The organism is Leptospira harrisiae, from assembly GCF_002811945.1.
In the GTDB taxonomy this organism is placed as follows: Bacteria; Spirochaetota; Leptospiria; order Leptospirales; family Leptospiraceae; genus Leptospira_A; species Leptospira_A harrisiae.
In genome coordinates this window covers 64,715-91,397 of sequence record NZ_NPDX01000005.1, presented here as the reverse complement: position 1 = coordinate 91,397, position 26,683 = coordinate 64,715, and the positions used below count along the sequence as shown (strand labels likewise).

The window sequence follows — 26,683 nt, the reverse complement described above, 5'->3', positions numbered from 1 at the left end:
TCTTCGGAAAAGGAGTAGATTCTTTATGAAGAAATCGCTTATCGTATGTGCCTCTCTAATCGCATTTGTTGTATCTTGCGGATCCAATGATGGAGGCAGAAGAGACGCTACGACCGTAGGTAAAAATGGTTGGATTTTTGAAGGTTGGGCTTGTGCGCCTGACGCCGCTGCTGCAAAACGTGGTGAAAGCCCTGCTGAGTATTGCAAAGGAAAAGAGAAAGAATACGATTATCTTTACATGAAATTTTCTGCACGTGCTTCTGACAAAGCTATTAAAGCAAACTCCGTTGCAATGAAACAATCCACTTGCCGTGAAGCAGCTCGTCTTCAAGTTGCTGGTGATGGTTTGAAAAAAATCTTAGGTGAATACTTAGAACAAGCATCTGGTGTATCTGATGGACAATCTACTGGTTCAGTAATTGTTTCCGAATCAAAAGGTATCATCAAAGGTGTTGGGGTTTATGACTGCTGCTCACTTAACAATGAAACAGGAATTTGCGCAAATGTTGGCGAACCTGAAACTTGGGAAGAATGTCAGTGTGTTGGATACTTGCGTTATGCAGGTGGACAAAAAGCTCTTGAAGCAAAGGCAACTGCAGCTCAGTAATCTGACTGTTTATTACTTAAACTTCAAAAAGCCTCCTTTTTAAGGGGGCTTTTTTTTACCCCGATGTTATTTTATTTTTTAAGTTTTGGATCGAAGTAATGTTTGTGGATGAATTCCTGAACCACTTTGTGTTCGGCTGCGGATAAAGGTTGGAAAATCACTGAAGTAGTTTTTCCAGCAGTACGATGAACCGTTCCAATGATCTCTAATGGATTTTGATGAAGAGAAAATTGGATCTTAACCTGGTCCCCTTCATAAAAGATAGCAGTTGTTTGAAAAGCAAGTCCCCCCGTCCCTAAATCAGAAAGATGTCCAGTCACACTTGAATTTTTCGATTTTATAAGTTCTACAGTACATGGAACGTCTAACTTTACCCTTGCATCTTTACGTTTTTGTTTTGCTCCACCATATTTACTATAACTATCTGAAAATATTGACTGCTTTGAATCTGCCATTTTAACTTCCTTTATGCGAGACTAACAAACGTTTCACAGTTGATATTCTCGTTTATTATTTCGCTTGTTTCCAAAAACTTAGGATCCATTTTTACGGATTCCAATTTATCTATAAATTGATTCACATTTGTGCTTGCTAAAAGTTCTCTTTTTGTTTCCTCAGGGAAACCAGTATTTTCTATGTAACGTATAAAATGTTTTCTAAAAAGGATCAAAGCATAATCATCTTCAGACGGATAAAAATTTAACATTAAGTTCAAATGTTCCAAAATAACTTCTTTAATCTCGAACCAGCCTACTTCTTCCTTCGACCTTTCGGAAAAAATCCATGGATTTCCAATGGCCTTGCGACCAATGAGAACAAGATCCACTCCATATTTTTTTTTCTTCAACATGGCTTCTGAAAAACTGACCACATCTCCATTTCCAAAAATGGGAACATTTGCTTTGGATTTGATTTCACCTATCGCATTCCAATCGGCAAAACCTGTATAAGCCATGGCTTTCGTTCTTCCATGAACAGAAATGGCAGATACTCCCGAACCCTCTAATACTTTGACTGTTTCTAAATAATTTAAAGAATGAGAATCCCAACCGAGACGAATCTTTGCTGTCACAGGAAGCCCAGTTTTTTTACGAATCCCTTCTATCATTGCTCCTGCCAGCCGAACATTTCTTAAAAGCCCGGCACCTGAGCCGTGATGAGAAACTTTAGCAACAGAACATCCCATATTCAAATCTATGACGTCCGGTTTTTTCGAAGCAGCAATTTCTGAGGCATTCACAACCGTTTCTAAATCCGAACCAAAAATTTGAAAAAATATTGGTCGTTCCGTTTCTAAATAACGAAACATATCCAATGACTTTGTATTTCCCATTAATAATTGTTCTGTGGATACAAACTCAGTATAAGTAAAAGCCGAACCATATCGTCTTGTTATTTGTCTGTAGGGACTGTCAGAAATACCAGCCATCGGAGAAAGAACAACATCGCCTTTGATTGTCACTCCCCCGATGGTAATCATAATCCCTCTTTATTCCGACTCGGATTCTGAATCTCTAACGACTGCAAAGTCTTTTACGAAGTCTTCATCTTTGGTATTTACTACTTTGACTCCCATGGCAGAGCGACCCACCATCGAAATGGTTTTGACTTCAACACGTATTGCCATACCTGATTGAGTGATGACGAGAAGTTCATCTTCTTCTTTTACAGAAGCAATTCCCACAGCCCGACCATTTTTTTCACCAATCTTTAAGTAGGTCATTCCTTTCCCACCCCGACCTTTGGTTGAAAACTCTTCAAAATCAGTTCGTTTTCCAAATCCGTTTTCGGATACACAGAATAAGTTAGTTCCTGGTTCTACTTTTGTAATCCCTGCAATGGCATCGTCATCTTCCAACTTCATTGCAGTGACACCGGAAGCCGTTCTGCCTTGCGAGCGAAGTTCGTTCAAATTCATTCGAATCGCAAGTCCATTTTTACTACCAATAAACACATCGTAGTTACTTGGATTGGCAATTACATCAATGAGTTCGTCTCCATCACGAAGACCAATGGCAATGATTCCCGATTTTTTAGTATTTGTGAATTCATCCAATTGGATTTTTTTCACAAAACCTTCTCTTGTCACCATTAGAAGATACGACTCATCGAAGTTTCGGAAAGTAAACAAGGAAGTAATGATTTCATCATCATTTAAGTTAATGACTGCTTTGAGTGACTTACCACGTGCTTCTTTGGTAGCAATCGGTAACTCATATACTTTCATAAGGAAGGCTCTTCCTTTATTGGAGAAAAGCATTAAGTTATCATGAGTCATTGCACTACTTAATTTTTTAACAAAATCTTCTCTTTTTGTCGAGATCCCTTGAACACCTTTTCCCCCACGTTTTTGGCGTCGGAAGGTATCCATAGGAAGACGTTTGATAAACATATCTTCTGATAACTGAACTACTACTTCTTCATCAGCAATCAAATCTTCTGCGTTGAATGTTGAGGATTCTAAAGATTCAAGACTGATTTCTGTAGCTCGAGTGTTTCCAAAAGATTGGGCAACCTTTCCAAGTTCATCACAGATGATTGATTTAACCCTTTCTGGTTTGGCTAGAATGTCTTCTAGGTCAGCAATGAGAAGTCTAATTTGTTCTAATTCTTCAATGATCTTTTGTACTTCCAGTGAAGTTAAACGTTGCAAACGCATTTCCAAAATGGCATCCGCTTGTATCTCGGAGAGGACAAACGTTGACATCAACGAACCTTGGGCTTCTCTTGCATCTTTCGAAGCACGGATGATACGAATCACCTCATCGATATTATCAAGTGCAATGCGTAATCCTTCTAAGATATGAGCTCTTTTCTGTGCTTTATCTAAATCAAATTCAGTTCGTTTGATTACAACTTCGTTTCTGTGATTGGCATAAGCTTTTAGAATTTCTTTAAGAGAGAAAATTTTAGGACGGTTGTCTAAAATCGCAAGCATGGTAATTCCATAACTCACTTGTAGTTGTGTCAGTTTGAATAACTGGTTTAGAATTACCTGAGCGTTCGCATCTTTTTTAACGTGAATCTCTACTCGAATCCCTTTTCTATCCGAAAGATCTAAAATTTCAGAGATCCCTTCAATGATCTTTTCATTTACCAAATCCCCGATTTTTTCGAGTAAGTTCTTTTTGTTAACTTGGTAAGGAATTTCATTCACAACAATGATCTCACGACCTTTGTTGTTTTCGATGATATCCACTTTGGAACGAATGCGAATGGATCCTTTTCCTGTCGCATAGGCTTGGTAAAGACCTTCTCCCCCAATGATGGTTCCCCCTGTAGGGAAATCCGGTCCTGGAATGATTTTCATTAGTTCCGGAAGTGTGATATCAGGATTTTGAATGAGAGCAATGACAGCGTTCACCGCTTCTTTTAAGTTATGCGGTGGGATATTCGTCGCCATACCCACAGCAATCCCTGTGGAACCATTGACTAAAATATTTGGAAAATTAGCAGGTAAAACATCTGGTTGTTGTCTCGTATCATCAAAGTTTGGTGAAAAACTGACAGTATTTTTTTCAATGTCTTTGAGAAGTTCTTCGGCAAGTTTTGTAAGGCGAGCTTCTGTATAACGATATGCCGCCGCATTGTCACCGTCGACAGATCCAAAGTTTCCTTGTCCATCAATCAGTGTTTCTCGCATGGAGAAAGTTTGGGCCATACGAACCATGGTTTCATAAACAGGTGAGTCACCATGAGGGTGGTAGTTACCAATCACTTCCCCAACAATTTTTGCTGATTTTACATAAGGACGATCCGATCTCCAAGCTCTTTCATTCATCGCATGGAGAACACGTCTATGAACTGGTTTTAATCCATCTCTGACATCAGGTAATGCTCGACCTACGATGACACTCATCGCATAATCAAGGTAAGCTTCCTTCATTTGGTCTTCGATTTCTACCGGAATGACTCTTACACCTGCTTTGAGAGCACCGGCTACGTCTGGTCTACCGGAAAGATTCAGTGCTAAGGTTTTGTTTGATTCGTTTTCTTGGCCGTTTTGTTCGGTCATTTTTTTATCCTAATTCCGATTAAAGATCTAAATTTGCAACTTTGTATGAATTCGCTTCAATGAAACGACGACGAGGAGATACTTCATCACCCATAAGGATATTGAATGTATCCTCTGCTTCTACAAAATCTTGTAATTTCACTTGTAACATAACTCGTTCTTTTGGATCCATTGTGGTGTCCCAAAGTTGTTCCGGGTTCATCTCCCCGAGTCCCTTGTATCGTTGGATCGTTACTTTGTCATTGGGTCTTGCTTTTAGGATTTCATCCTTTTCCCGATCGGAATAAACATAAACCGCTTCACGACCAAATTTCAAAAGATATAACGGAGGTTGCGCAACAAATAAAGAACCTGTTTCGATAATGGGTTTCATATACCTAAAGAAGAAGGTAAGTAATAGAGTTCGAATATGAGATCCATCCACATCCGCATCTGTCATAATGATGATTTTTTTATAACGGAGTTTATCGATATTAAACTCATCATCACCGATTCCTGTTCCCATAACAGTGATTAGGGTTCGAATTTCCTCGTTCGAAAGAATTTTGTCCAAACGGGCTTTTTCTACGTTTAGAATTTTACCTTTCAAAGGAAGAATCGCTTGGGTATTACGATCCCTACCTTGTTTTGCAGATCCACCAGCCGAGTCCCCCTCGACAAGATACAATTCGCAATGTTCTGGATCTTTTTCGGAACAGTCCGCTAACTTTCCAGGAAGGCCACCACCTTCTAAAACCGTCTTACGTCTTGTTAGGTCACGTGCTCGTCTTGCCGCTTCCCTTGCTTTGGATGCTAAGATACATTTCTCTAGAATCTTTTTAATTACAGCAGGATTTTCTTCAAAGAAACGATTGAGCCCTTCACCCGTGATCGTTTGCATAAGACCCTTCACTTCTGCGTTCACTAACTTTTCTTTTGTTTGTGAGTTGAATTGTGGTTGTGGGATTTTGATGGATATCACAGCACAGAGTCCTTCTTTGATATCATCCCCTTGCAAACCATTGGGTTGTTTTTTAAAAAGAACCTGATCTTTTTTTAAGTGATCATTCAAAGTCCGAGTTAAAGCAGTTCGAAAACCTTCTAAGTGCGTTCCACCTAAGTTGTTATTAATCGCATTGGTAAAACAAAAAATATTCTCGCTGTAGGTATCGCAGTATTGGAGAGCAATTTCTGCCCAAACATTTTCTTTCTCACCCACAAAATGTAAAACTTTATGTAAGGGATGTTTTGCATCCGTGATGTATTCAACGAAAGAAACAATCCCTCCATCAAACTTAAATTCGTGTTTGGCAACTTCTTCTTTTCTTTGGTCTTCAATACGAATGAGAAGACCTTTGTTTAAAAAAGCAATTTCTCTAAATCTTGCAGAAAGGGTATCAAAAGAAAAATCAACAGTGGTAAAAATTGTGTCGTCCGCTTTAAAACGAACAACTGTTCCACGATGTGTTGTATCTCCGATGATTTTTACATCTTCAACAGGAACACCTGCTTGGTATTTTTGATAGTGTAGTTTTCCCTCTTGGTGGACTTCCACTTCTAAATAAGTAGAAAGAGCATTAACGACAGAAACCCCTACCCCGTGCAAACCACCGGAAACTTTATAAGCATCGTTTTCAAACTTACCACCGGCGTGTAGTATAGTTAATACCACCTCAATGGTAGACTTACCTTTATCCGGGTGAATTCCTGTGGGAATTCCGCGACCATTATCCCGAACTTCAATGATATGGTCTGGTAAAATGCGGACATCAATTTCTGTACAATGGCCAGCCATTGCCTCATCCACAGAGTTATCCACAACCTCATAAACCATCTTATGTAGGCCGGACTCATCTTGGGTTCCGATATACATTCCGGGGCGTTTCCGCACCGCTTCTAGACCCTCTAGGATCTTAATTTTCGAGGCTGAATAGGCGTTTGGATCGGTTTGGTTGGACATAGATTTATAAGATACCCTATAGGAAGTATCCTAGAAAGACCCTCGAAGGGCAAGTGAAATCGGGGAGATTTAAGTGACTTAAGACTTAGGATTTTGGAATTCGTTTCCAGTTTTAAAGTGAATTTTTTCCAATAAAACCGGGTTCGTAATTGAGTTCACTTTCGTTAAAAGTTCCGTCTTTTGGAACTCCAGTTCCTGGGAGATCATCGAGTGACGACAAACAACTGTGAGTTTTTTTCCATCAATGGATTTGGGAAAACTCTGTTTACCAAAGTAATCACCTACAATGTCATTCCACTTAAGTCGTAAGGTTTTCAGAATTTGGTCTCGAAAGACAGATTCCCTGTCCATACCCAATTTTTCTAAACTTTGGAAGAGTTCTGAGAGTTCGACCTTTTTCATTTCTCTGAAAACACCTTCACCTTTCCCGCTTCCACTTGGTAAATTTCTTTATCAACTGTTAGGTTTCCCACATATTCATGAATCCCTTCTAAATCTGTGGTGGTAAAAAATGCCTGACCACATTCTGAAATCAGATTCACAAAGTATTCTCTTCGTTTCACATCCAACTCCCGAATGATATCATCAATGAGTAGAACCGGAGCTTCTCCCGTCGTATCACGAATCATTTGAAAACAGGCAGTTTTTAGAGCAATTACAGCACTTCGTTTTTGGCCTTGAGATCCAAACCCACTCAAATCTTTATCATCAAATCCAATTGGTAGTGTGTCCCGATGATTTCCGCAACTCGTGTAACCGATAGCTCTGTCTTTTCGGAGATTATCGCTGAGTTTTTGTCTATGTTCTTCTTTGGATGTAATATTGGGTTTGTAAGTTAAAAAGAAGGGATCTTTTCCAGAACTTAACTGTTGTAAGTTTTTATGAAAGTATCCAGCCAGGCTTTCAATGGTTTTGGTTCTGATTTCACGAATTTCTGCATCATGTTCAATAATGGGTTCATCCCAAATTCCAATTTCACGATCTGTGGAATTTTCTTTTTTTAAAGTAGCGTTTCTTTGTTTGAGCAAACGATCATATTCAATGAGTTGTTTTAAATAGTAACGATTGGTGGAAGAAATAAAAGCATCTAAAAAACGACGGCGCTCCACGTTTCCATCTTCAATGATGAGGATGTCAGGTGGACTCATTACAATCGAACGAAAGTATCCTACATAGTCAGAGATTTTTTTAAATTCTTCGCCATTGACTTTTAGTTTCTTTCGTTTGGAATAGGAATGTTCAATTCCATATTCAAATAAATAATCATTTTCTTCGGATTCAAATTCAGCACGAATGAAAGTATCTTTTGTATCCCAACGAAGGAGTTGGTTTTGGTCTGATTCGCGAAAACTTTTTAAATAGGAAAGAAGTGAAATGGATTCGAGAAGGTTTGTCTTACCTTCTCCATTGTTTCCAATAAAAAAGATAAGACGTGATTTGAAAGTTAGTTCTGTTTCTTCGTGATTACGAAAATTCTTTATGTAAATTCTCTTTAGAAACATTAAAGTTTCATTGGCATAATGACAGAAACAAAGTCGCTATCAGATGGATCTTTAAAAAGAACTGGTGCACTGGAAGTGGTGAATTCTAAAATCACTTCAGGATCATCTACAGCTTTTACCACATCACTCAAATAATCTCCTTTGAATGCAATGGTGATTGGTTCGCCGTTATATTCAATTGGCATGTTGTGATCAAACATCATAGTTCCTGGATTGGAAGAACTGATATTCACATTGCCTTTAGTAAAAGCCAAACGAATTTGTTTCGATGGTTCTTCTGCAGAAATCAAAGCTTGTTTTAAGAATGTTAAAAAGTCAGCTTTTACAACTCGAACTGATTCCGAAGTTTGTTTTGGAATCACTTGTTCATAATCTGGAAAGTTTCCATCAATGAGTTTGAATAGAAGTTCTACGTTTCCAGAAGAAACATAAATTTGTTCTTCTACAAATCCAATCTTTGCAGTTTCTTTTCCTTCCATCATCTTAAGCATTTCACGAACTGCTTTGTGAGGAATGATCACTCCATTTTTGAAAGGAAATTGTTTTGGAAACTTACGAACTATTTTAGAAAGACGACGTCCATCGGTTCCAACAACAATTAGATCAGTATTGTCTGGTTTTAAAAAGAGACCATTAAAAACAAAACGTGTTTCTTCAATTGCCATCGCGTAAGAAGTTTTACGAAACATCTCACGAATGGTTTGGCAAGGAAATTCAACCACACTTGCCTCATCCACTTTTGGAATGGTTTTGATATCTTCCGAATCGATTCCGTTGACTTTGAACTTTGTGTCCATCTTACCACTGGCATCAGTGATGGTTGTTTCCGAATTTTCTGATTGGTCAGTAGTCGTGAGTAAACTTGTATCAAAGTTTAAATTTTTAAAAATACTCGATAGTTGTTTTGCAGGTAAGGATGCGATTCCCTTTTCACCAATGGTGGAAGGAACAGAAGTTTTGATCGCGATCTCGAGATCTGTCGCTGAAAGATAAACTTCATTGTCACCTGTTTGGATTTTGAGATTGGAGAGAGCCGATTTAATCTCTCGAACTGAGATGACTCCATCCACTGAGTTGATTGCTTTTAGGAATTCTGTAGTATTGACAGTGAATTTCATTTTTCCTCTTCTTCTTATTTATATTATATATCTTTATATATATTATGTCGTTTCCGTTGGTTCTGTCAGTATGTTGATAAAGCCTGGAAACATCAATTTTTATTGAATTATGTCAGGTTTTTTCCTTTTTGCAACTGTCAATATTTATGTCACTTTGAACAGGTTGTGGAAAACTTAAGGGACAATAAGGACTGACTATGTCCTATCGACAGTTTATCGACAGGTAATGGTCGGATTAATCACAGGTTATTGGAAACTTATCTTGTGTTTGATGGAGTGAAATACGTCTTCCCACTGAGATTCCGTTTTCATTCTCTCTTTGAATTTATCGATGCCATGGATGACAGTCGAATGTGTGGTTGAAAAAATTCTGCCAATTTGTGCCTTCGGAACATGGAGGACGTCGTGTAGGAGGAGCATACAGAGATGCCTAGGAGGAATGAAATCGGCTTTCCGACTCTTACCAATTAAATCTTTACGAGCGATGTTTGTCCTTTCACAGACAAGATCGATGACCATATCTGGGTTGAATCCAATTCGTTTTTTATTGGTTAAAAAACGTGCTTCCGCAATTTCCTGTATTTTTTCTTCCGTAAGTAAAAAGTATTCATAAGCCTTTTTGTATAAAACCAAATCGTTTACGATACCAATGAGAGCCCTTGAATCCCCTTCCAATCGTTCGGCAAGCCAAAGAAGAAGTTTGTCACTGGCGGGAATATTGAATTCAGAAAAATTAGCTCGCAAAAGTTCAATGCGAAGTGCCAAATCATGGGATTTCACATCGGCTTGGAGACCGTGCACAAATCGAGATTTGAGCCTTTCGTGTAACGGCAGTTCGTAACTCGGTCTATCGGACGCGATTACAATCTGGCGTTTTCTATCGTAAAGGAAATTGAATAGGGCAAAAAACTCCTCTTGGGTTTTTTCTGCCCCTCCATTTAAAAATTGAATGTCGTCAAAGAGTAAAACATTATAAGACTGGTATCTGATTTTAAATGATTCGAGCGACTCCCGATTGTTTTGACGAACCGTAAAAATAAACTCATTCAAAAACGAGGTACTGTTTACATACCGAATCGTTTTCCACGGATCTTTCTTTTTGATCTCGTTTCCTATGGCATGTAATAGATGGGTTTTACCCACACCCACAGGTCCAAAAATATACAATGGATTGTATTTTCCTGGTTGTTCCGCCACACTTTTTGCCGCCGTATAAGCAATGCGATTGGAATCAGAAGTAATATAATTACTAAAAATGAACTCTGGATTTAGATCCGAGTCGGATTCATCAAATTTGGATTGGATGACATCCTTAAAAATCTGTGTGGATGTTTCTGATTCTGCAAGAATCGACACACGAAAACGATCACCTACTACTTGATAAACGGCGTCTTCAATGAAAGTTGTGTATTTTGTTTCCACATGTCGTTTGATCCCTGTCGAAGGAGCCGTCAAGTGTACCACTTGGTTCTCTGATTTATCAAATCGGAGTGGTGCAATGAAATTGGAAAAGTACTTGGGAGGTATCTGTTTCGATATTTCTTCTAAAATTTCTTCCCAACGTATGTCCAAGTTTCCCGCCCTAAATGTGAAATCGGGTACTATACTTTTAGCAAGTAGGTAGAATTCAAATGAAAAATCCGAAAACGATCCAAACTAGAAAAAATAGTCGAACCGAATAAAAAAATTATGTCCCTTAAGTGAATTGACTGGAATTTACCTTATAATTTGTGTTAGCTGTTCGTTATTTCAATGGGTGAATTTTTAATAACTATCAGCTTTTTATATCTATGTGGCTAAACGTAAAAATAATTGTGATAAAAGAACATACTCGAGTGCAGGAATTTCATAATGAAGTTTCATTTTAAAATCTAAAATAGCTTCAATTCTTCCTACATTGGCTTCAAAGTTTTTTTGTCTGTATTCATAGAGAAGTAACAAACAAATCATTTCTAAAAAATCAATTCCTGTAAGTCCTTCTTTATTAGAACGGAATTCTCCGAGTTGGTCTCGCACCCAGTTTTCTAACTTAAAAAGTAAAATCGAATCATGACAATGTTCTCTCACATTTTCATGCCACTCTTCTAAAAATTCATCTGAGATTTCAAAGGGATTCAGTGATCCGCCATAATAAAGTTTGGATTCAGTCATTTCATCTCTACGAATTTTTTTGATTTCGTTTTGAGGGAGATAGTTGAAAGGAACACAAACAGATCGTGATACGATGGTTGGTTTTAAATTTTTTAAATCGTTAACGATTAGAATGAACTTTGTATGTGCAGGAGGTTCTTCTAAAGTTTTCAGAAGAGTGGTTTCTGCTTCATTATTAATGCGATTGGCTTCTGGAAATAAAACAACTCGGTAATCTGATGTATGTGGTTTGAAAGGAATTCTTGCTGATAACAACCATCGGATGGTAAAATCTTCCGGATCTTTTTCTTTTCCAATGGCTATGTTTTTTCTTCTGGGAAATTGAATGAAGTCGGGATGCACACCCTTCATAAATTGGCGACAAGAATCACAAACTCCACAAGAGGTTCCTTCTAAACAAAGGAGTTGTCTCGAGAATCTTTCTGCTGCCGTCCACTTCCCCACTCCATCGGGTCCATAAAAAATAATGGAACCAGGAATTCGTGACCTATCTTTTAAAAAAGATTTTAAGTAAGTCAGTGCAACATCTTGGCCTGACACTTGGTCGAATGAAAACAAAGCATCAGCCATTTGTCTTTAGTATACCGGTGTCAGCCAGTTCATATAACTTGGTTGTTCACCACGAACCGCTTCAAAAAAGATAGATTGGATTTTTTTGGTAATGGGACCTATGTTTCCATTTCCAATCACACGACGATCTACTTCTTTCACCCAAGCCACTTGCACACCAGTACCTGAAAAAAATAATTCATCAGCGATATAAAGTTCAGAACGTGCAATGTCTCTTTCGACAACTTGGATTCCTAAATCTTTTGCAATTTGAATGATACTACGTCGAGTGATCCCTTCTAAAATAGAAGAAGGAATGGTAGGTGTATGGATCACTCCATCACGAACGATAAAAAGATTTTCTGCAGATCCTTCGGATACAAATCCTCTCGCATCTAAAAAGATAGCTTCGTCCATTCCATTTTGAACCGCTTCTGATTTTGCAAGAGCAGAGTTCACATACCCTCCACTCACTTTAGAAAGAGTAGGAATTTGGTTATCAGAAAATCTTTGCCAAGAAGAAACGATAGTGGTAAGTCCATTTTGTGTATCAAGGTAATCATCCAACTTCAAAGCATAAACAGTGATGTCTGCTTTCACATCATGGAAACGTGGTGAAAGTTGTAAGGCAGAAGTATAAATGAAAGGTCGTAAGTATACATTTTGTTTGGCTTCATTTTTACGAAGCAGATCCAAGATGATGGATTGGATCTCTTCCGGTGTAATTTGAATTTGTAGCTGCATGATCTTTGTGGAGTTCACGAGTCGTTTACAATGTTCTGGCAATCGGAAGACATAAAGGTTTTTTTTTGCTTCGTTATAGTATCCACGGATTCCACCGAAGACTCCTGTCCCATATTGTAAGGCGTGGGTTTGGACACTGACTTTTGCGTCCTCGGAAGGAACGATCTTTCCTTCGAAATATGTATAAGGGAATGAATTCTGAGCCATTGAGATTCCTATCACTCCAATCTTCTGGAGTTTCAAAATTAGAAAATGAATTTTATCTTTTTTTCTCTCGAAGCTTAGGCCGATGATTTTGATATCGTTCTAAGGAGTAGATTCTCTAATCTCTCTCCCTCGCTTTTTTATAAGAACTGAATTACTAAGAAGACATAATATGAATCCATCCTTTTATCCCAACCAATTTGATTGTATCGTTGTCGGAGCCGGTCATGCCGGAACAGAAGCTGCTTATATCTCTGCCAAAGCGGGACTCAAAACTTTACTCATCACAATGAACTTAGATACCATCGGACAGATGAGTTGCAATCCTGCCATTGGTGGGATTGCAAAAGGACATATGGTTCGCGAAGTGGATGCACTTGGTGGACTCATGGGTCGGGTGATTGATCAAACCGGAATTCAATTTAAGATGTTAAACACATCCAAGGGTCCTTCGGTTTGGGCCCCGCGCGCACAAGCAGAGAAAAAACAATACCAGCTCATGATCAAACACCAGTTGGAAAAATTAAAAACTCTATCTATCAGACAAGACACCGTAGAAGATTTAATTGTGGAAGGAAACCAAGTGACTGGTGTCGTCACTGGTCGTGGATTTACTTTTTATACAAATCATGTGATCCTAACCACAGGAACTTTTTTATCGAGTGTGATTCATATTGGAACTTATCAAAAAGAATCTGGTCGGATCGGGGAACCAACAACCAAAGGTTTATCACACACGCTTGCTCGTTTTGAATTAAGACTCGGAAGACTGAAAACAGGAACCCCCGCTCGTGTTCACAAAAATTCCATTAACTTTGATGGACTCGATGTACAAGATGGTGATGAGAACCCTCGTCCCTTTTCTTTTTCAACTGCTAAGATCGATCGTAAACAAATTCCTTGTTACATCACTTACACCAACGACACCACTCATGAACTCATCAAACAAAACTTAGAATTCTCACCGATGTATTCGGGTCAGATCAAAAGTATTGGCCCAAGGTATTGTCCTTCGATTGAAGATAAGGTGGTTCGGTTTGCGGAAAGAGATCGCCACCAAATTTTTATCGAACCGGAAGGATATGAAACCAACGAGATGTATCTCAATGGAGTTTCTACAAGTTTGCCTGAGGAAGTGCAATGGAAGTTTCTTCGTAGCATCAAAGGTTTAGAAGAAGTAGAACTCATGCGTCCGGGTTACGCCATCGAATATGATTTTGTAGATCCGACAGAACTGAATCCCACACTCGAAACTAAAAAAGTAAAAGGTCTTTATCACGCAGGTCAAATCAACGGAACGACTGGTTACGAAGAAGCGGCGGCACAAGGACTTGTTGCTGCATACAATGTCATTCGTTCTGTAAGAAAAGAAGAACCGATTCTTTTCAAACGAAGTGAATCTTACATCGGAGTTCTCGTGGATGATTTGGTTTATAAAGGTGTGGAAGATCCTTACCGAATGTTCACAAGCCGGGCTGAGTATCGGTTGCTTCTCCGCCAAGACAACGCCGACCAAAGACTCATGCAATATGGATATGAGATGGGACTTGTAGACGAATCTCTCTATACAGATATGAAAGATCGTTATGCTCGGATCGATAAAATCAAAACGCAAATGTTTGTGACTTCTATGAAGCCAACAGAGGAACTCACAAAAGTTTTAGAAGAGAAGAAGATTGAAAATTATAAATTTGGTCACACGGTAGCTTCGTTTTTAAAACGATCTGATATCAAAATTGAAGACATCGAAACTTTCGTACCCGAACTGGAAAACTTAAACGAAGATGAAAAGGCAGTTTTGGAAATGGAAGTCAAATACGAAGGCTATCTAAAACGAGAATTGGAAACGATTGAATACCGTAAGAAGTTTTTAAACTTTCAGATTCCTAATGATTTTGATTACGCCGCAGTGAAAGGTTTGAAGACAGAAGCAGTTGTGAAGTTAGAAAAACACCGCCCTATGAATTTAGAAAATGCTCTCCATATCTCAGGCGTCGATCCTTCTGATGTGGATCTTCTGCTCTATCATTTGGTGGATCGACGGTAATTAGAAAACAAACGACTAGCTTTCTTCGAAATCAAAAAGCCAAGTGGGATTATCCTTCTTGGCTTTTTTTATACCATCTTCGTTGCGTCGTAATTCTGAGTACGACACATCAAGGCTGTATCGCAGAATTTAAAAAGCAGATCTTTGAAAGACCAACGGTAAACTTTTAACTATCTGAAATCAAATTTTGGATTTGAGCTAAGATAATTGTTCTTTCACTTTGAATCTCTTTTTAATTTCAGCAAGTATCCCTTCTAAGTTTTAAAATTTGTAACTATCAACCTTTGATGATTCAATCGATACCTACTTTCTTGTTCTAAATTTTTCTATTCGTAAACAAGGACGTGGGTCTTTTCCAAGATCCAATTGTCCCCTTGTTTCACGTGAAACGAATGTGACTCCAGACTTCCATCTGCTTTGTATTTCAGTTTATGCACACGGCGGTTTTCACCTTGGAAGAATTCTCTCTCCACTAGGTTTCCTTTTGCATCAAACTTAAAATGAATTTCACCAAGACCTTTCTTCTTATCATCAGTCAGATATTGGATTTGTACGTTGGGATGTTTTGGATCGATTTGAAATCGAAACGATTCATTGTCTTTGGTTTCTAGGTTTTTACCTTCTGCTGCAAAAACATTTCCTTCCCCATCACTCTCGATCGAATAAACAATTAGTAATCTCCCTTCCCCATCTTTTACATTCATCTTTTTCAAAGCGCGACCTTTGAATTGGAAATCTTTTCGTTCGACTAGGTGGCCACCGTTGTCATATACTTCTTCGCTAGAAAGCAGGCCATCTGTATAACGGAATGTTGTTTTGCCGTCACCCTTCCCTTCTTTATCTGAATAAGTTTCTGTAATTAATTTTCCGTCACTGTTGTATTCGTATTCAGCGACATAAACAACCTGACCTTCGGCGTTACGGACAATTTCTTTGTTCGGAACTTTTTTAACTTTTTTAAATAAGTATGCATCTTTGTGGGACCACTTGCCGGGTGTGTAACCTAAAATAGGAAAGGAAAGGATGATTAAAAAACTAATGATTCGAATCATGGAAAAGAGTTCTCCTACAGGAGACATCGGCGAATTCATTTAAAACGATAACGAGATTATGTCAGAAAAAACCATCCAAGAAGAAATCCAAACCATCATTCCTGATTTGTTCCCCAAGCTAGAGCCAGAGTTTGATTGGGAACTAGTGAAAAACTTTTATGAGTTTCTCAAACGAGACAACGAGAAAGGAGGATTCTTTTCTCGAAATGATTCAGAGAAGATTCTAGAGAGACATATTATTGAATCGATGATCTATGTCTGGAAACTGAAAGTTACCGGATATGTTTCACGTGAAACAAATGTTGCCGATGTAGGAACGGGGCCAGGTCTTCCCGGATTTCTCTTTGCTCTCTTAAAAAAAGCACCGCATGTTTTTCTCGTGGATTCTCAAAAACGAAAACTCGCACTTCTTGAAACAGAAATCGAAACAGGAAGTCTTTCCAAAGTCAAAAAGCGAGTGGAGTTTATCTACGCACGCACGGAAGAAATTAATTCTAATTTCGATGTAGTCACTTCTAGAGCAATGGTTCCCTATCCATACATTGCAGAAGTCACAACAAGGATGGTAAAACAAAAAGGAATCTTATGTCCCTTCCTTGCGCAACCCTACCAAGATTTGGATAAAGAAACTGAAGTCCTTAGCAACAATGGGTTCTTTATGAAAAAAGAAATTCCAATTCCTGAATTAGAGTTTGTGGGAAAGAGACATATAAAAATACTACAAAAGAATTCCCTTCCCAAAAAGGGATTCCCCCGCGACTGGAAAGAAATCGTAAAGGAGACGAAAAGCAAGAATGGGTAAAATTGTTTCTATCAGTAATCAAAAAGGTGGAGTCGGTAAAACGACAACAGCGATAAACTTGGCATCCAATCTTGTTGATTTGGGAAAAAAAGTTTTGCTCCTTGATATCGATCCGCAAGGGAACTCAGGTTCTGGACTTGGGTTGGAAGTGCAGTCTTTACAAAAAACTACCTATGAAGTTTTGATTGGTGAACTCTCTGCAAGAGAAGCGGTTCAAAAAACTTTCGTAAACAATTTGGATATCATTCCTTCCAACATCAACCTCTCCGGTTTGGAAGTGGATTTTCTTGGAATGGAAAGAAAGGAATTCAAATTGAAAGATGCTTTGGCATCTGTGAAAGAATCTTATGATTATATTCTAATCGATTGTCCTCCTTCACTCGGTGTTCTTACTATCAATGCCCTCTGTGCTTCTCAGTCAGTGATGATCACTTTGCAAACAGAGTACTTTGCTCTCGAAGGACTCTCGCAGCTCATGCGAATTATTTCTCTTGTGCAGTCTCAATGGAATCCATCACTCGCACTCGAAGGAGTACTTCTTACGATGTATGACAAACGAACCAATTTAGCAAACCAAGTTGCCGAAGATGTTCGAAACTATTTCAAAGAGAAAGTTTATGAAACTGTTATTCCAAGAAATGTAAAATTGTCAGAAGCTCCCTCTTTTGGAAAACCAATCAACTACTATGATCCAGATGGTGTGGGTGCAAAAAGTTATAAAAGTTTAGCGGAAGAAATTGTAGGGAAGGCATAACATTATGGCACTCGGCAAAGGAAAAGTTTTAGGAAGAGGACTTGGGAATTTAATTCCTGTAAATGAAAACAACGTTGAGATTTCTAAAGACGAACAAACTGGCCTAAGAGAAATTAAAGTCACAGAAATTTTACCAAACCCACACCAACCAAGAAAACAATTTTCGGATGCCTCCATTCAAGAATTATCTAATACCATTGTAGAACATGGAGTGATCCAACCGATCGTTGTACAAAAAAATCCTTCAGGATCAGGATTTCTATTGGTAGCCGGTGAAAGAAGATTACGCGCATGCAAACTTGCTGGCTTCGCGAAAATTCCAGCGATTGTTCGCGATCTTTCGGAAGCGGATATGATGGAACTAGCCCTTATCGAAAACATCCAAAGAGAAAACCTAAATCCAATGGATGAAGCCTTGGCTTACCAAGCGATTATCGACAAACGAGGGTTAAAGGTAACTGACCTTGCGACTCGAGTGGGAAAAAACCGTGCTACCATTTCTAACTTAATTCGCCTTCTTTCCCTTCCCAAATTATTACAAGACTTGGTGAAGGAAGGAAAACTTTCGGAAGGTCAGGCCCGCCCTCTTCTCTCCATTCCCGATCCTAAAAAACAATTGGAAGTGGGTCAGAAGGTAATTGCGGAAGGTTGGAATGTTCGAGAGGTAGAAAACTTTGTTTCTAACCTTTTGCACCCGGATAAAAAATCAAAATCTACATCTTTCGGTGCTGATAAACGAGATGCGAGTATTGTAAAATTAGAATCCAAACTCAGAAACAAATATAGTTCCAAAGTGGAAGTAGCCCACAATGAAACTAATGGAAAAGGGAAAATTGTTTTTTCTTACGCCAACCTAAATGACATGGAAAGGATTTTAGAGCAGCTCGGTGTGAAACTGTAGTTTCGCCAAACGTTCATACAATTCACTTTTTCGAATGAGTTCGTCATGTGTTCCGACGGACTCAATCTCCCCTTCTTTAACTACAACAATCTGATCGGATTTCACAACTGTAGAAAGTCTATGTGCAATCATAATGGTAGTTCTTTCTTTCACTAAAAAATCCAAAGCCCGCTGAATCATTTGTTCTGATTCCGAATCGAGAGCGGACGTGGCTTCATCTAGTAAAAGAATTCTTGGGTTGCGAAGGATGGCTCTTGCGATAGCGATTCTTTGTTTTTGTCCACCGGAAAGTCTAGTTCCTAAATGTCCCAAGTTAGTATCATACCCATCAGGAAGTTGGTTTAAAAATTCCGTAACATAAGCACTGGCCGCAGCCTTTTCAATTTCTTCAAAACTTGCATTTGGTTTTCCGTAAGCAATGTTCTCTCGCAAAGTTCCACTAAAGAGAATGGGTTGTTGGGGAACAAAGCCAATGAGAGATCTTAAATCTTTTAATGCCAATTCTCTAAGGTCGACACCTTCGATAAGAATTTTTCCTGCAGTGGGATCGTAGAACCTAAGGATGAGTTCAAAGAGTGTACTTTTTCCGCCACCGGAGGGACCAACAAGAGCCGTAGTTTTGTTGGCAGGAATTTCTAAATGAATTCCCCGGATGGCTTTGTGCTCCGGACGAGATGGATACGAAAATTCCAAATGGTCCAAATTGATTTTTAATCCCTTCTGTTTAGAAGAGCCGTTGAGAGATATAGATCCATTCCCTTCCGTTGGAAGTAGTACGTCTGCGATTGGTTTTGGAAACTTTGGATCTTTGATTTCAGATTCTGATAAAAGAAGTTCCATCAATCGCTCGGTGGCACCGGCTGCCCTTTGCAAATCTCCAAGAACTTCAGAAACGGCACCGACACTATTGGCTACCATGATCGCGTAAAAAGAAAATGCGATGAGTTCCCCACCGGTAATTTTTCCTTCAAGTACATCTGTTCCACCAATCCATAACATCGCACTGATTCCAGTAAGGATAAAAAGAATGACTGCCGCAATCAGAAGTGCTCTTTGTTTGATGCGAGCGACAGCCACATCGAATGCACCTTCGACAGTATGTGAAAATTTTTCAATGTCTTCTTCTTGGTGGTGGAAGGACTGTAAAATTTTTATATTGAGAAGGGATTCACTGACGTAAGTTCCAATGCTTGCAATTTTGTCCTGAGTGGTGCGGGACAAATTCCTTACTTTTTTTCCATAGAACAAAATCGGGAAAACGATGAAAGGAACACTCAGTAACACAATCATTGTTAGTTTTGCGTTGGTGATAAAAAGAAAAATGATTCCTCCCACAAACATCAAAACATTGCGAAGGGCAATGGAGGCAGAAGATCCGATTACGGTTTGGATGAGTGTAGTATCTGTTGTGATTCGCGATTGGATTTCACCAGGAGAATTCATTTCAAAAAAACTGGGATGGATGAAGATGATATGTTTGAACACATCTCGACGAATGTCTGAGGCCACACGTTCTCCAATCCAAGAAACTGCATAATGACGAATGTAAGTTCCAATCGCAAGGAAGATTCCCACTAAAATGATAAAGGCAAGCGAGTAACCTAATTCTTGTTTGGATCTAGCTGAAAATCCCGCATCGACTAAATGACGTAATCCTTGGCCGAGTCCCAAAGTCACTCCGGCTGTAAAAAGGAGAGCCAAGGAGGAAAGGGTCATTTGGAATCTGTATGGTTTTAAATAAGAAAAAGTTTTAGAGAGGACGCGGAGATTTTTTGACTTAGGTCGGTCAGGTGTTTGCAAAGAATTATCCTTTTAGATCAATAAGTAGACCCCTAATTTCATCTAATTGTTTCAAAATCACGAACGCGCTGTTGTTGGGCGAAAACATTGTTTTGGCCAAAAGATCCAGTTTTTCATCCACAACCTTTACATAACGTACGTCTTTTTGGTCATTTCGGCCGCGCTGTGGGGCTTGCATGACTTTGTAATTTTTTTTGAGAATGAGTTCGGCAATTTGTTTGATATGTTTTTTGTAGCATTCGAGGTTTTTATGATTGGGATCTTTGATGAGTTCCTTTTCCAAATCAGGCAAATCTTTCCAAAGTTCGTTTAGTTCTCTGGTTTCTTCTTTTCCTGCCGGAACTATGGATTCTAAAATTTCTAAAAAACTTTGTTTGGATTCATCCACTGGTGCAAACGAACCAGAAAGTTTATCTTTGGATCCTTTTTTTGTCGCTGTGAATATCGACTTAGGATTGTTGTTTTGGATGATCATAAACCCGCCTAATGACGAGTGGGATTAATCGTGCATTTTCCGTGAAAGACTACACCTTCTTCAACGATTAGTCGAGGAGTGACAATGTCTCCTTCCAATCGACAGCTAGAAAGTAATGTAACTCGTTCTGTTGCATAGATGTTCCCGCGAATTTCTCCACCGGCAACTACCACTCGTGCTTTGATATCTGTATCGACGATTCCGGATTTTCCTATAAGTACCTTTCCGGTAGTTTCGAGGACTCCACGAAATTTTCCATCGATACGAATGAGGCCAGGGAACTTGAATTCGCCTACGAACTCGGCCCCTTCCCCAATGATGCTATTAACTAAAAATTCTTCTTCTGTAGATGGATTGGACATTATTCTTGAATTTGGTTGAGAAACGAAAACGGATTCAACGCTTGGGTACCAACATGTACTTCATAATGAAGATGGTAAATCGGATTTTCTGGTGATTTTCCAACATAACCTAAGATGTCACCCTTGGAGAGTTTTTCATTTTTCTTAACACGAATTCTGTCGAGGTTGGAGTAGATTGTTTTCCAACCAAATCGGTGAGATAATTTTACATAATATCCAGTAGCTGGTGAATAACCAGTATCAAAAACAATTCCCGGAGCCGTTGCAATGACTTCCGCTCCAGGAAAAGATCCAATGTCTAGTCCTCTATTGATTTCTTCTTTTCCAGTGACTGGAGAAATGTATTTTCCAAAAGGAAATAATACATAACCTTTTGTTGGCCAAATGGACGGAGTGTTACGAATGATACTCTTTCTTTTTTTGATGAGTTTGATGATCTCTTCAGAAAGTTCAGAGGACAATTTTAAATTATGAATGTCTTCTTTGATGCGAAAGGATTCGTCCGTGATGTCGGACTGCGGTGTTCCTTGTAATGCGAGAAATTGTCCCGCCTGTCCACCCATCCCTTTGGAAACACGTGAAGGATCTCCGCCGAGTTTGATATAGAGGTTAGAAATTCTTTCGTAATAGTATTGGATGGTTTCATGAAGAGAGTTCACCTCTTCTTTCATCTTGGAAGATTGTCTGATAAAGTCTTTGTTTGTTAAATTGAGTTCCGTGAGTTGGTGGATGGATCCACTATGAGATAAAACATTCACAGCGCTGATCACAAGAAGCACTACCATGATCCCGATGAAGATAGAAATGGCTTTGTAAGAGATAACAAAGTTAATAGTTTTTCGATCGGTGTGAGGAATGACCATAATTGTCAGACGTTCACGCCCTTTTTTATCCAGATCCTCGTAACGTTGAGATAACTTAAGCTTCCATTCCTGGACTTTATACCTTAATCGGTAAAAAATTAGATGTAGTCTTTGTTTTGCTTCCACGTTCTTTTCAGGCCTTCGACTATTTAAACAAAAGTTAATGCACCCACTATATCTTTCGATTGAATTTTCATTTTCATCCAGTGGAAATTACAAATCTTGCTATTTATGGGATATTCAACCATTGACACTCATTGCCACTTAGACATAATTCGGGAGCAAGGCCAAGAGATTGAAGAAACTCTGGCGAAATCCCGAATGGCTGGAGTAGACCGAATGGTTCAAATCGGGATTGATTTGCCAAGTTCTGTCGAGGCTGTTCGTATTTCAGAAACTCATTCCAAAGATGATTTAGAAATTTTCTATTCAATCGGTTGCCATCCGACGGAAACTCATGAATTTCCTAATGCAGATCAAATTTTAGATTTAGCAAAATCCCGAATGGATGATCCAAAATTCTCGGCTATCGGCGAGATTGGTGTCGATCTCTATCATGATGCGAGCACAAGATCTGCGCAGAATGAAGTGTTGCGTAAATTTTTAGAATTTTCTTCTGAATATAAATTACCAGTTGTGATTCATTCTCGCGATGCCTTTGAAGATACCTACGAAGCATTGAAAGAATATAAATCCAAAGCCTTTGGTGTGATTCATTGTTTCACTTATGATTTTGAAGCAGCAAAACAGTTTGTAGATTTAGGTTACTATGTTTCCTTTTCTGGAATAGTCACTTTTAAATCGGCAACAGACATCCAAGAAGCAGCCCGTAAGATTCCATTGGAAACCATTCTGATTGAAACAGATGCTCCTTTTTTATCACCAATGCCACATCGAGGGAAACGAAATGATTCTTCCCATTTGCCATTTGTCCTTGAGAAAATGTTTTCTTTACGAACAGAAACAAATGCAGAAGTAGCAGATCGCATTTATCAAAATTCACTAAAATTCACACAAAGAAAGGCTTATCACCATGCTTGATATCAACCGTATTGTTCAAAACCCTGAAGAGTTACTTTCCACCTTACAAAAACGAGGTGTTACTTCGACTGACATTGAAGCAAAAATTAAATCTGTTTCTGAAAAACAAAGAAAGTTAAAATTAGAAGTGGAAGACCTTCGTGCCGAGAGAAATCGAGTTTCCAAAGAAATTGGAGTTCAAAAGTCACAAGGGAAAGATATCACAGAAATTTCAGCTTCGATGAAAGGAGTTGGTGATCGAATCAAAGCAATCGAAGAAGAACTCACGAAAGAAGAAGAATCTTTGCATGATCTAAATTTAGGCCTTCCTAATTTACTGGATCCATCTGTTCCGGAAGGAAAATCAGAAGCGGATAATGTGCTAGTGCGACAGTGGGGAGAAGTTCCTAAACTTTCCTTTGAAGCAAAAACCCATTTTGATATTGGTGAAGCTTTAGGAATCTTTGACTTCGAACGCGGCGTGAAACTTTCTGGTGCTAGATTTTATACATACCGTGGACTTGGTGCCAAATTAGAAAGAGCACTCATGAATCTAATGCTTGATACCCATACTTCTGAAAATGGATATGAAGAGATGTGGGTGCCGGTCCTTGTGAATGATGAGTCTATGACGGCCACAGGCCAACTTCCCAAGTTTGCAGAAGATTTTTACCGATTAGAAAAAGACGGACTCAATTTGATTCCAACCGCAGAAGTTCCGCTCACCAATTATTACCGGGATGAAATCATTTCAGAAAAGGAATTACCAATTTCTGTATGTGCACATACTTCCTGTTTTCGTAGAGAAGCCGGATCTTACGGACGTGATACACGTGGTCTTGTGCGGGTACATCAATTCCAAAAAGTGGAACTTGTGAAGTTTGTGGAACCCGAAACTTCGCAAAACGAACATGAAAAGATGCTCCAAGATGCCGAATCCATTTTGCAAAAGTTAAAACTTCCCTACCGTGTGATGTTACTTTGTAGCAAGGATATGTCTAGTGCCTCTTCCAAAACCTATGATATTGAAGTTTGGATGCCAGGACTTGGTCGTTTTATGGAAATTTCCTCTGTTTCTAACTTCAAAGACTATCAAGCAAGACGGGGAAAAATTCGATACAAGTCAAAGGAAGGAAAAAACCTGCTCGTCCATACTCTGAACGGTTCTGGTCTTGCGATCGGTCGAACACTCGCTGCAGTGATCGAAAACTACCAATTAGTTGATGGAACCTTCCAAATTCCGGATGTATTGAAACCATACATTCGCTAGAAATTTAGGGCAGATGACCGAGGTGTCAAATGCCCTTTTCCTTTCCTTCAAAATATAATTCAAATCTTAAACTAAACTTTCTATTATTTGCCGGATTTAATCCTAGGTTGTCTATAAAGGAAGCAGCGTTTTATACGCAATACAGATATCCCACCGGATTGGGGGAATATACGCTCTACGGAAATTCAGAAATAAATGGCGGTTATGCGAATAGTAAATATTCCCAGTCTAAAATAGTAACGGTAAATATCCGTAGTGCGTATATTTCCAAAAGTATCATTGAGTGGATAAAATCATTCATTCAATCATTTCATAATTTGAAATTTTCGTTAGGTACATTTTATATATTTGCGTCCATCTTTATGTTTATCTCAATTTCTTCTCCCCTTCCCATTTTTAGCCAAACACAAGGGAGCGAACCGACTTTACTTGTGGCGCCCATTCAAGGTCCAATCAATACAGAATTCCAAGAATTTGGTCCAACCATGACACCGAATGCAAAGAATTTATATTTTTATTCGAAACGCACTAGTAAGGGTTATACAGAAATTTTTAAATCAGAACGGAAAAAAGATGGGACTTGGGATTTTCCGGAAGAAGTTGATGTATTGAATTCTCCATTCGATGATCAAAGTCCCTTTATATCGCGAGATGGAAAAACTCTTTTGTTATCATCGAATCGAGATGGATCTGTTGAAGTGATGTTACCTGATGGAAAGGTAGGTATTTCTCGAGATTTGTATATTTCGAATTGGAATGGCAATCATTGGAGTCAACCAGTAGCTTTACCAAGCCCCATTAACTCTGAGGAAATAGAAGAAAATCCGCATCTCCTAGGTGATACTTTACTTTTTACAAGATATCCATTTGGTAAACCAAATCTTGCAAAAGTATATTTTAGCCAATTCAAAGGAGAGAAATGGTCAACTCCAAAACTCCTACCATCACCAATTAATGATAATAATGCGACAATTGCGGCTGCCTTCAATGACGATGGAAGCATTTTATTTTTTTCATCAAATCGGCCAGGTGGTTATGGTGGATTTGATTTATATATGACAAAGATGGATGGTGATTCCTTTAAAGATGTTGAGAATCTTGGCGCACCTATCAACTCAAATGAAGATGAAGCTTATATTGTATTTCAACAGGTTAAAAAAACTTTTTTATTCTGTAGAAGGGTAGAAGGAAGGTCTTTCGATGTTTTTACAGCTTCCGTTCCTAAACAGGAAAATGTAGTCCAAAAGAAACTAGAAGAAAGTAAAAAAATATCTTTGGATTCTGTATATTTTGAACGAGCTTCTTCAATTTTAAAACAAGAATCATCCGTTCCTTTGGATGCCATCGTTGACTACTTGCATGAAAATTCTGATAAAAAAATGAAAATTATCGGTCATACAGATTTAACCGGGACCTTTGAAGATAATATGGCTCTTTCAAAAGAAAGAGCGGATTCCGTTAAACAATATTTAGTCTCTAAAGGTGTGGATCCAAAACGACTTCTGACAGAGGGAAAAGGGCCAACCCAACCGATAGTCCAAGGTACAGATGAGGCCTCGTCTAAAAAAAATCGACGAACCGAATTTGTCCTAATGGATCCATAATTTTTCCTTGCCGTTTCTATTTCCGAAGAAAAGGTAATGGGGATGTCACTTCTGCAAAGGATCCAATACTTTGGGTTTGTTTACCTTTTGGTTTTCTTTTTCACAGTATCTGTTTCTGGAGATCCGAGTCAGGTATTGGAAAAAATTAAAAAAACTAAAACACTTACTGTTTCAGTAAATGAATTTTACGATCCATTTTATATCGAAAATCCCAACCCCAATTTTCCAGGGTTAGATGTCGAGCTTGCTCAAGAGTATGCAAAATTTTTAGATGTGGATTTAAAAATCATTCCTCTACGAACATTTGATCAACACGCAAGAATGTTAGAGAAAGGTGATACACAAATTGCAATGGCGGGGATTTCATCTTCGATCAATCGGTTTAAAGATGTTTATTTCACTGACCCATATTTAATTTCAACTCCAGCTGCATTGGTAAATAGAACGGCTCTTCCACCTGAACCAGAAGGCCAAATTGTAACTGTTCAATTATTTCGTAATTTGAATGATTTAACAAATATTACAGGTATCTCATATTCCGTTCTTGCGAACAGTTCGAATCATCAATTTTTGCGAGATGCATTTCCCAAAGCACAAATTTTTTCATATTTTACAAATGAAGCAGCATTAAATGAATTAAAAAAGAATAATGTAAACGCATTTGTGGCTGATTCATTTTACATCCAAGCGCTCTTACAAAAAGATTCTTCACTTCGGGCGAATTATTTACCTATTCTGGGAGTTGTTCAAGAGGATCATATTAGTATGGCAACTGCCAAGAGAGACGTTGAATTTCTTTATAACTTAAATTTTTTTATCAAAGAACTAAAACGAACCGGTAAAATTCAAGTTTTGATTAATAAATATTTCAAATCCAATCAATGGGTTAAAAAAGAATAGTATC

At 38.5% G+C, this 26,683-nt stretch carries 24 protein-coding genes; 9 read left to right on the top strand and 15 right to left on the bottom strand.

Going from position 1 to position 26,683, the window contains the following annotated elements; genetic code table 11:
- Positions 1–25 precede the first annotated feature (25 nt).
- Entirely contained in the window at positions 26–607 is a 582-nt protein-coding gene (locus CH364_RS15190; RefSeq protein WP_002972335.1) for a lipoprotein LipL21, read from the top strand.
- A 71-nt stretch (positions 608–678) separates the two neighbouring features.
- Here CH364_RS15190 and CH364_RS15185 read toward each other — a convergent pair whose 3' ends face one another.
- From CH364_RS15185 to CH364_RS15140, 10 genes are all read right to left on the bottom strand, one after another.
- Positions 679–1,062, bottom strand: coding sequence for a PilZ domain-containing protein (locus CH364_RS15185; RefSeq protein WP_100743657.1), 384 nt, complete (start codon positions 1,060–1,062; stop codon positions 679–681).
- Positions 1,063–1,073: 11 nt separating this feature from the next.
- A complete protein-coding gene (locus tag CH364_RS15180; protein WP_100743658.1) occupies positions 1,074–2,087 on the bottom strand; it encodes a tRNA dihydrouridine synthase in 1,014 nt (337 codons plus the stop codon).
- Between the two features lie 9 nt (positions 2,088–2,096).
- Complete coding sequence (gyrA, locus tag CH364_RS15175; protein WP_100743659.1) at positions 2,097–4,622, bottom strand: DNA gyrase subunit A; 2,526 nt, start codon at positions 4,620–4,622, stop codon at positions 2,097–2,099.
- 19 nt (positions 4,623–4,641) lie between these two features.
- Positions 4,642–6,561: a DNA topoisomerase (ATP-hydrolyzing) subunit B gene (gyrB, locus tag CH364_RS15170; RefSeq protein WP_100743660.1), complete on the bottom strand. Its 1,920-nt coding sequence runs from the start codon at positions 6,559–6,561 to the stop codon at positions 4,642–4,644.
- 78 nt (positions 6,562–6,639) lie between these two features.
- A complete protein-coding gene (locus CH364_RS15165) occupies positions 6,640–6,963 on the bottom strand; it encodes a DciA family protein (protein ID WP_100743661.1) in 324 nt (107 codons plus the stop codon).
- Positions 6,960–8,063 carry a DNA replication/repair protein RecF gene (gene recF / locus CH364_RS15160; RefSeq protein WP_100743662.1) on the bottom strand — a complete coding sequence of 368 codons (1,104 nt, stop codon included), beginning with the start codon at positions 8,061–8,063 and terminating at the stop codon, positions 6,960–6,962. Before recF ends, CH364_RS15165 begins: the two co-directional genes overlap by 4 nt.
- Entirely contained in the window at positions 8,063–9,181 is a 1,119-nt protein-coding gene (gene dnaN / locus CH364_RS15155; RefSeq protein ID WP_100743663.1) for a DNA polymerase III subunit beta, read from the bottom strand. Before dnaN ends, recF begins: the two co-directional genes overlap by 1 nt.
- Positions 9,182–9,427: 246 nt before the next feature.
- Entirely contained in the window at positions 9,428–10,753 is a 1,326-nt protein-coding gene (gene dnaA / locus CH364_RS15150; RefSeq protein ID WP_100743664.1) for a chromosomal replication initiator protein DnaA, read from the bottom strand.
- A gap of 216 nt (positions 10,754–10,969) precedes the next feature.
- The gene (locus CH364_RS15145; RefSeq protein ID WP_100743665.1) at positions 10,970–11,902 is read right to left on the bottom strand and encodes a hypothetical protein; all 933 of its coding nucleotides are present in this window, start codon (positions 11,900–11,902) and stop codon (positions 10,970–10,972) included.
- 6 nt (positions 11,903–11,908) lie between these two features.
- Positions 11,909–12,832, bottom strand: a complete 924-nt coding sequence (locus CH364_RS15140; RefSeq protein WP_100743666.1) for a branched-chain amino acid transaminase — start codon at positions 12,830–12,832, stop codon at positions 11,909–11,911.
- A gap of 169 nt (positions 12,833–13,001) precedes the next feature.
- Between CH364_RS15140 and mnmG the strand changes: the two genes are divergently transcribed.
- Positions 13,002–14,876: a tRNA uridine-5-carboxymethylaminomethyl(34) synthesis enzyme MnmG gene (mnmG, locus tag CH364_RS15135; RefSeq protein ID WP_100743667.1), complete on the top strand. Its 1,875-nt coding sequence runs from the start codon at positions 13,002–13,004 to the stop codon at positions 14,874–14,876.
- Positions 14,877–15,202: 326 nt separating this feature from the next.
- Here the strand turns inward: mnmG and CH364_RS15130 are convergent, their stop codons facing one another.
- Complete coding sequence (locus CH364_RS15130; RefSeq protein WP_100744710.1) at positions 15,203–15,928, bottom strand: hypothetical protein; 726 nt, start codon at positions 15,926–15,928, stop codon at positions 15,203–15,205.
- 58 nt (positions 15,929–15,986) lie between these two features.
- Between CH364_RS15130 and CH364_RS15125 the strand changes: the two genes are divergently transcribed.
- Genes CH364_RS15125 through CH364_RS15115 form a run of 3 tightly spaced genes read left to right on the top strand, consistent with a single transcriptional unit; the run spans position 15,987 to position 18,385 of the window.
- On the top strand, positions 15,987–16,730 hold the full coding sequence (locus tag CH364_RS15125; RefSeq protein ID WP_100743668.1) for an RsmG family class I SAM-dependent methyltransferase: 744 nt from the start codon (positions 15,987–15,989) through the stop codon (positions 16,728–16,730).
- Positions 16,723–17,484, top strand: coding sequence for a ParA family protein (locus CH364_RS15120; protein ID WP_100743669.1), 762 nt, complete (start codon positions 16,723–16,725; stop codon positions 17,482–17,484). Before CH364_RS15125 ends, CH364_RS15120 begins: the two co-directional genes overlap by 8 nt.
- 4 nt (positions 17,485–17,488) lie before the next feature.
- Positions 17,489–18,385 carry a ParB/RepB/Spo0J family partition protein gene (locus tag CH364_RS15115; RefSeq protein WP_100743670.1) on the top strand — a complete coding sequence of 299 codons (897 nt, stop codon included), beginning with the start codon at positions 17,489–17,491 and terminating at the stop codon, positions 18,383–18,385.
- Here the strand turns inward: CH364_RS15115 and CH364_RS15110 are convergent.
- The 4 genes from CH364_RS15110 to CH364_RS15095 all read right to left on the bottom strand — a co-directional run bounded on the left by CH364_RS15110 (position 18,359) and on the right by CH364_RS15095 (position 22,011).
- A complete protein-coding gene (locus CH364_RS15110; RefSeq protein WP_243401333.1) occupies positions 18,359–20,101 on the bottom strand; it encodes an ABC transporter transmembrane domain-containing protein in 1,743 nt (580 codons plus the stop codon). The two genes, CH364_RS15115 and CH364_RS15110, sit on opposite strands and share 27 nt — an antisense overlap.
- Before the next feature lie 88 nt (positions 20,102–20,189).
- Entirely contained in the window at positions 20,190–20,660 is a 471-nt protein-coding gene (locus CH364_RS15105; RefSeq protein ID WP_100743672.1) for a YaaR family protein, read from the bottom strand.
- An 8-nt stretch (positions 20,661–20,668) separates the two neighbouring features.
- The gene (locus tag CH364_RS15100; RefSeq protein WP_002972551.1) at positions 20,669–21,022 is read right to left on the bottom strand and encodes a bactofilin family protein; all 354 of its coding nucleotides are present in this window, start codon (positions 21,020–21,022) and stop codon (positions 20,669–20,671) included.
- A complete protein-coding gene (locus CH364_RS15095) occupies positions 21,022–22,011 on the bottom strand; it encodes a M23 family metallopeptidase (protein WP_100743673.1) in 990 nt (329 codons plus the stop codon). The genes CH364_RS15100 and CH364_RS15095 overlap by 1 nt, the downstream gene beginning before the upstream one ends.
- Before the next feature lie 105 nt (positions 22,012–22,116).
- Between CH364_RS15095 and CH364_RS15090 the strand changes: the two genes are divergently transcribed.
- From CH364_RS15090 to CH364_RS15075, 4 genes are read left to right on the top strand one after another with little or no spacing between them, the layout of a single operon-like run.
- The gene (locus CH364_RS15090) at positions 22,117–22,926 is read left to right on the top strand and encodes a TatD family hydrolase (RefSeq protein WP_207762256.1); all 810 of its coding nucleotides are present in this window, start codon (positions 22,117–22,119) and stop codon (positions 22,924–22,926) included.
- Positions 22,919–24,175, top strand: coding sequence for a serine--tRNA ligase (gene serS, locus CH364_RS15085; protein ID WP_100743675.1), 1,257 nt, complete (start codon positions 22,919–22,921; stop codon positions 24,173–24,175). Before CH364_RS15090 ends, serS begins: the two co-directional genes overlap by 8 nt.
- A 29-nt stretch (positions 24,176–24,204) precedes the next feature.
- The gene (locus CH364_RS15080; RefSeq protein WP_100743676.1) at positions 24,205–25,779 is read left to right on the top strand and encodes an OmpA family protein; all 1,575 of its coding nucleotides are present in this window, start codon (positions 24,205–24,207) and stop codon (positions 25,777–25,779) included.
- Between the two features lie 42 nt (positions 25,780–25,821).
- The gene (locus CH364_RS15075) at positions 25,822–26,679 is read left to right on the top strand and encodes a substrate-binding periplasmic protein (protein ID WP_100744711.1); all 858 of its coding nucleotides are present in this window, start codon (positions 25,822–25,824) and stop codon (positions 26,677–26,679) included.
- Positions 26,680–26,683: the final 4 nt, after the last annotated feature.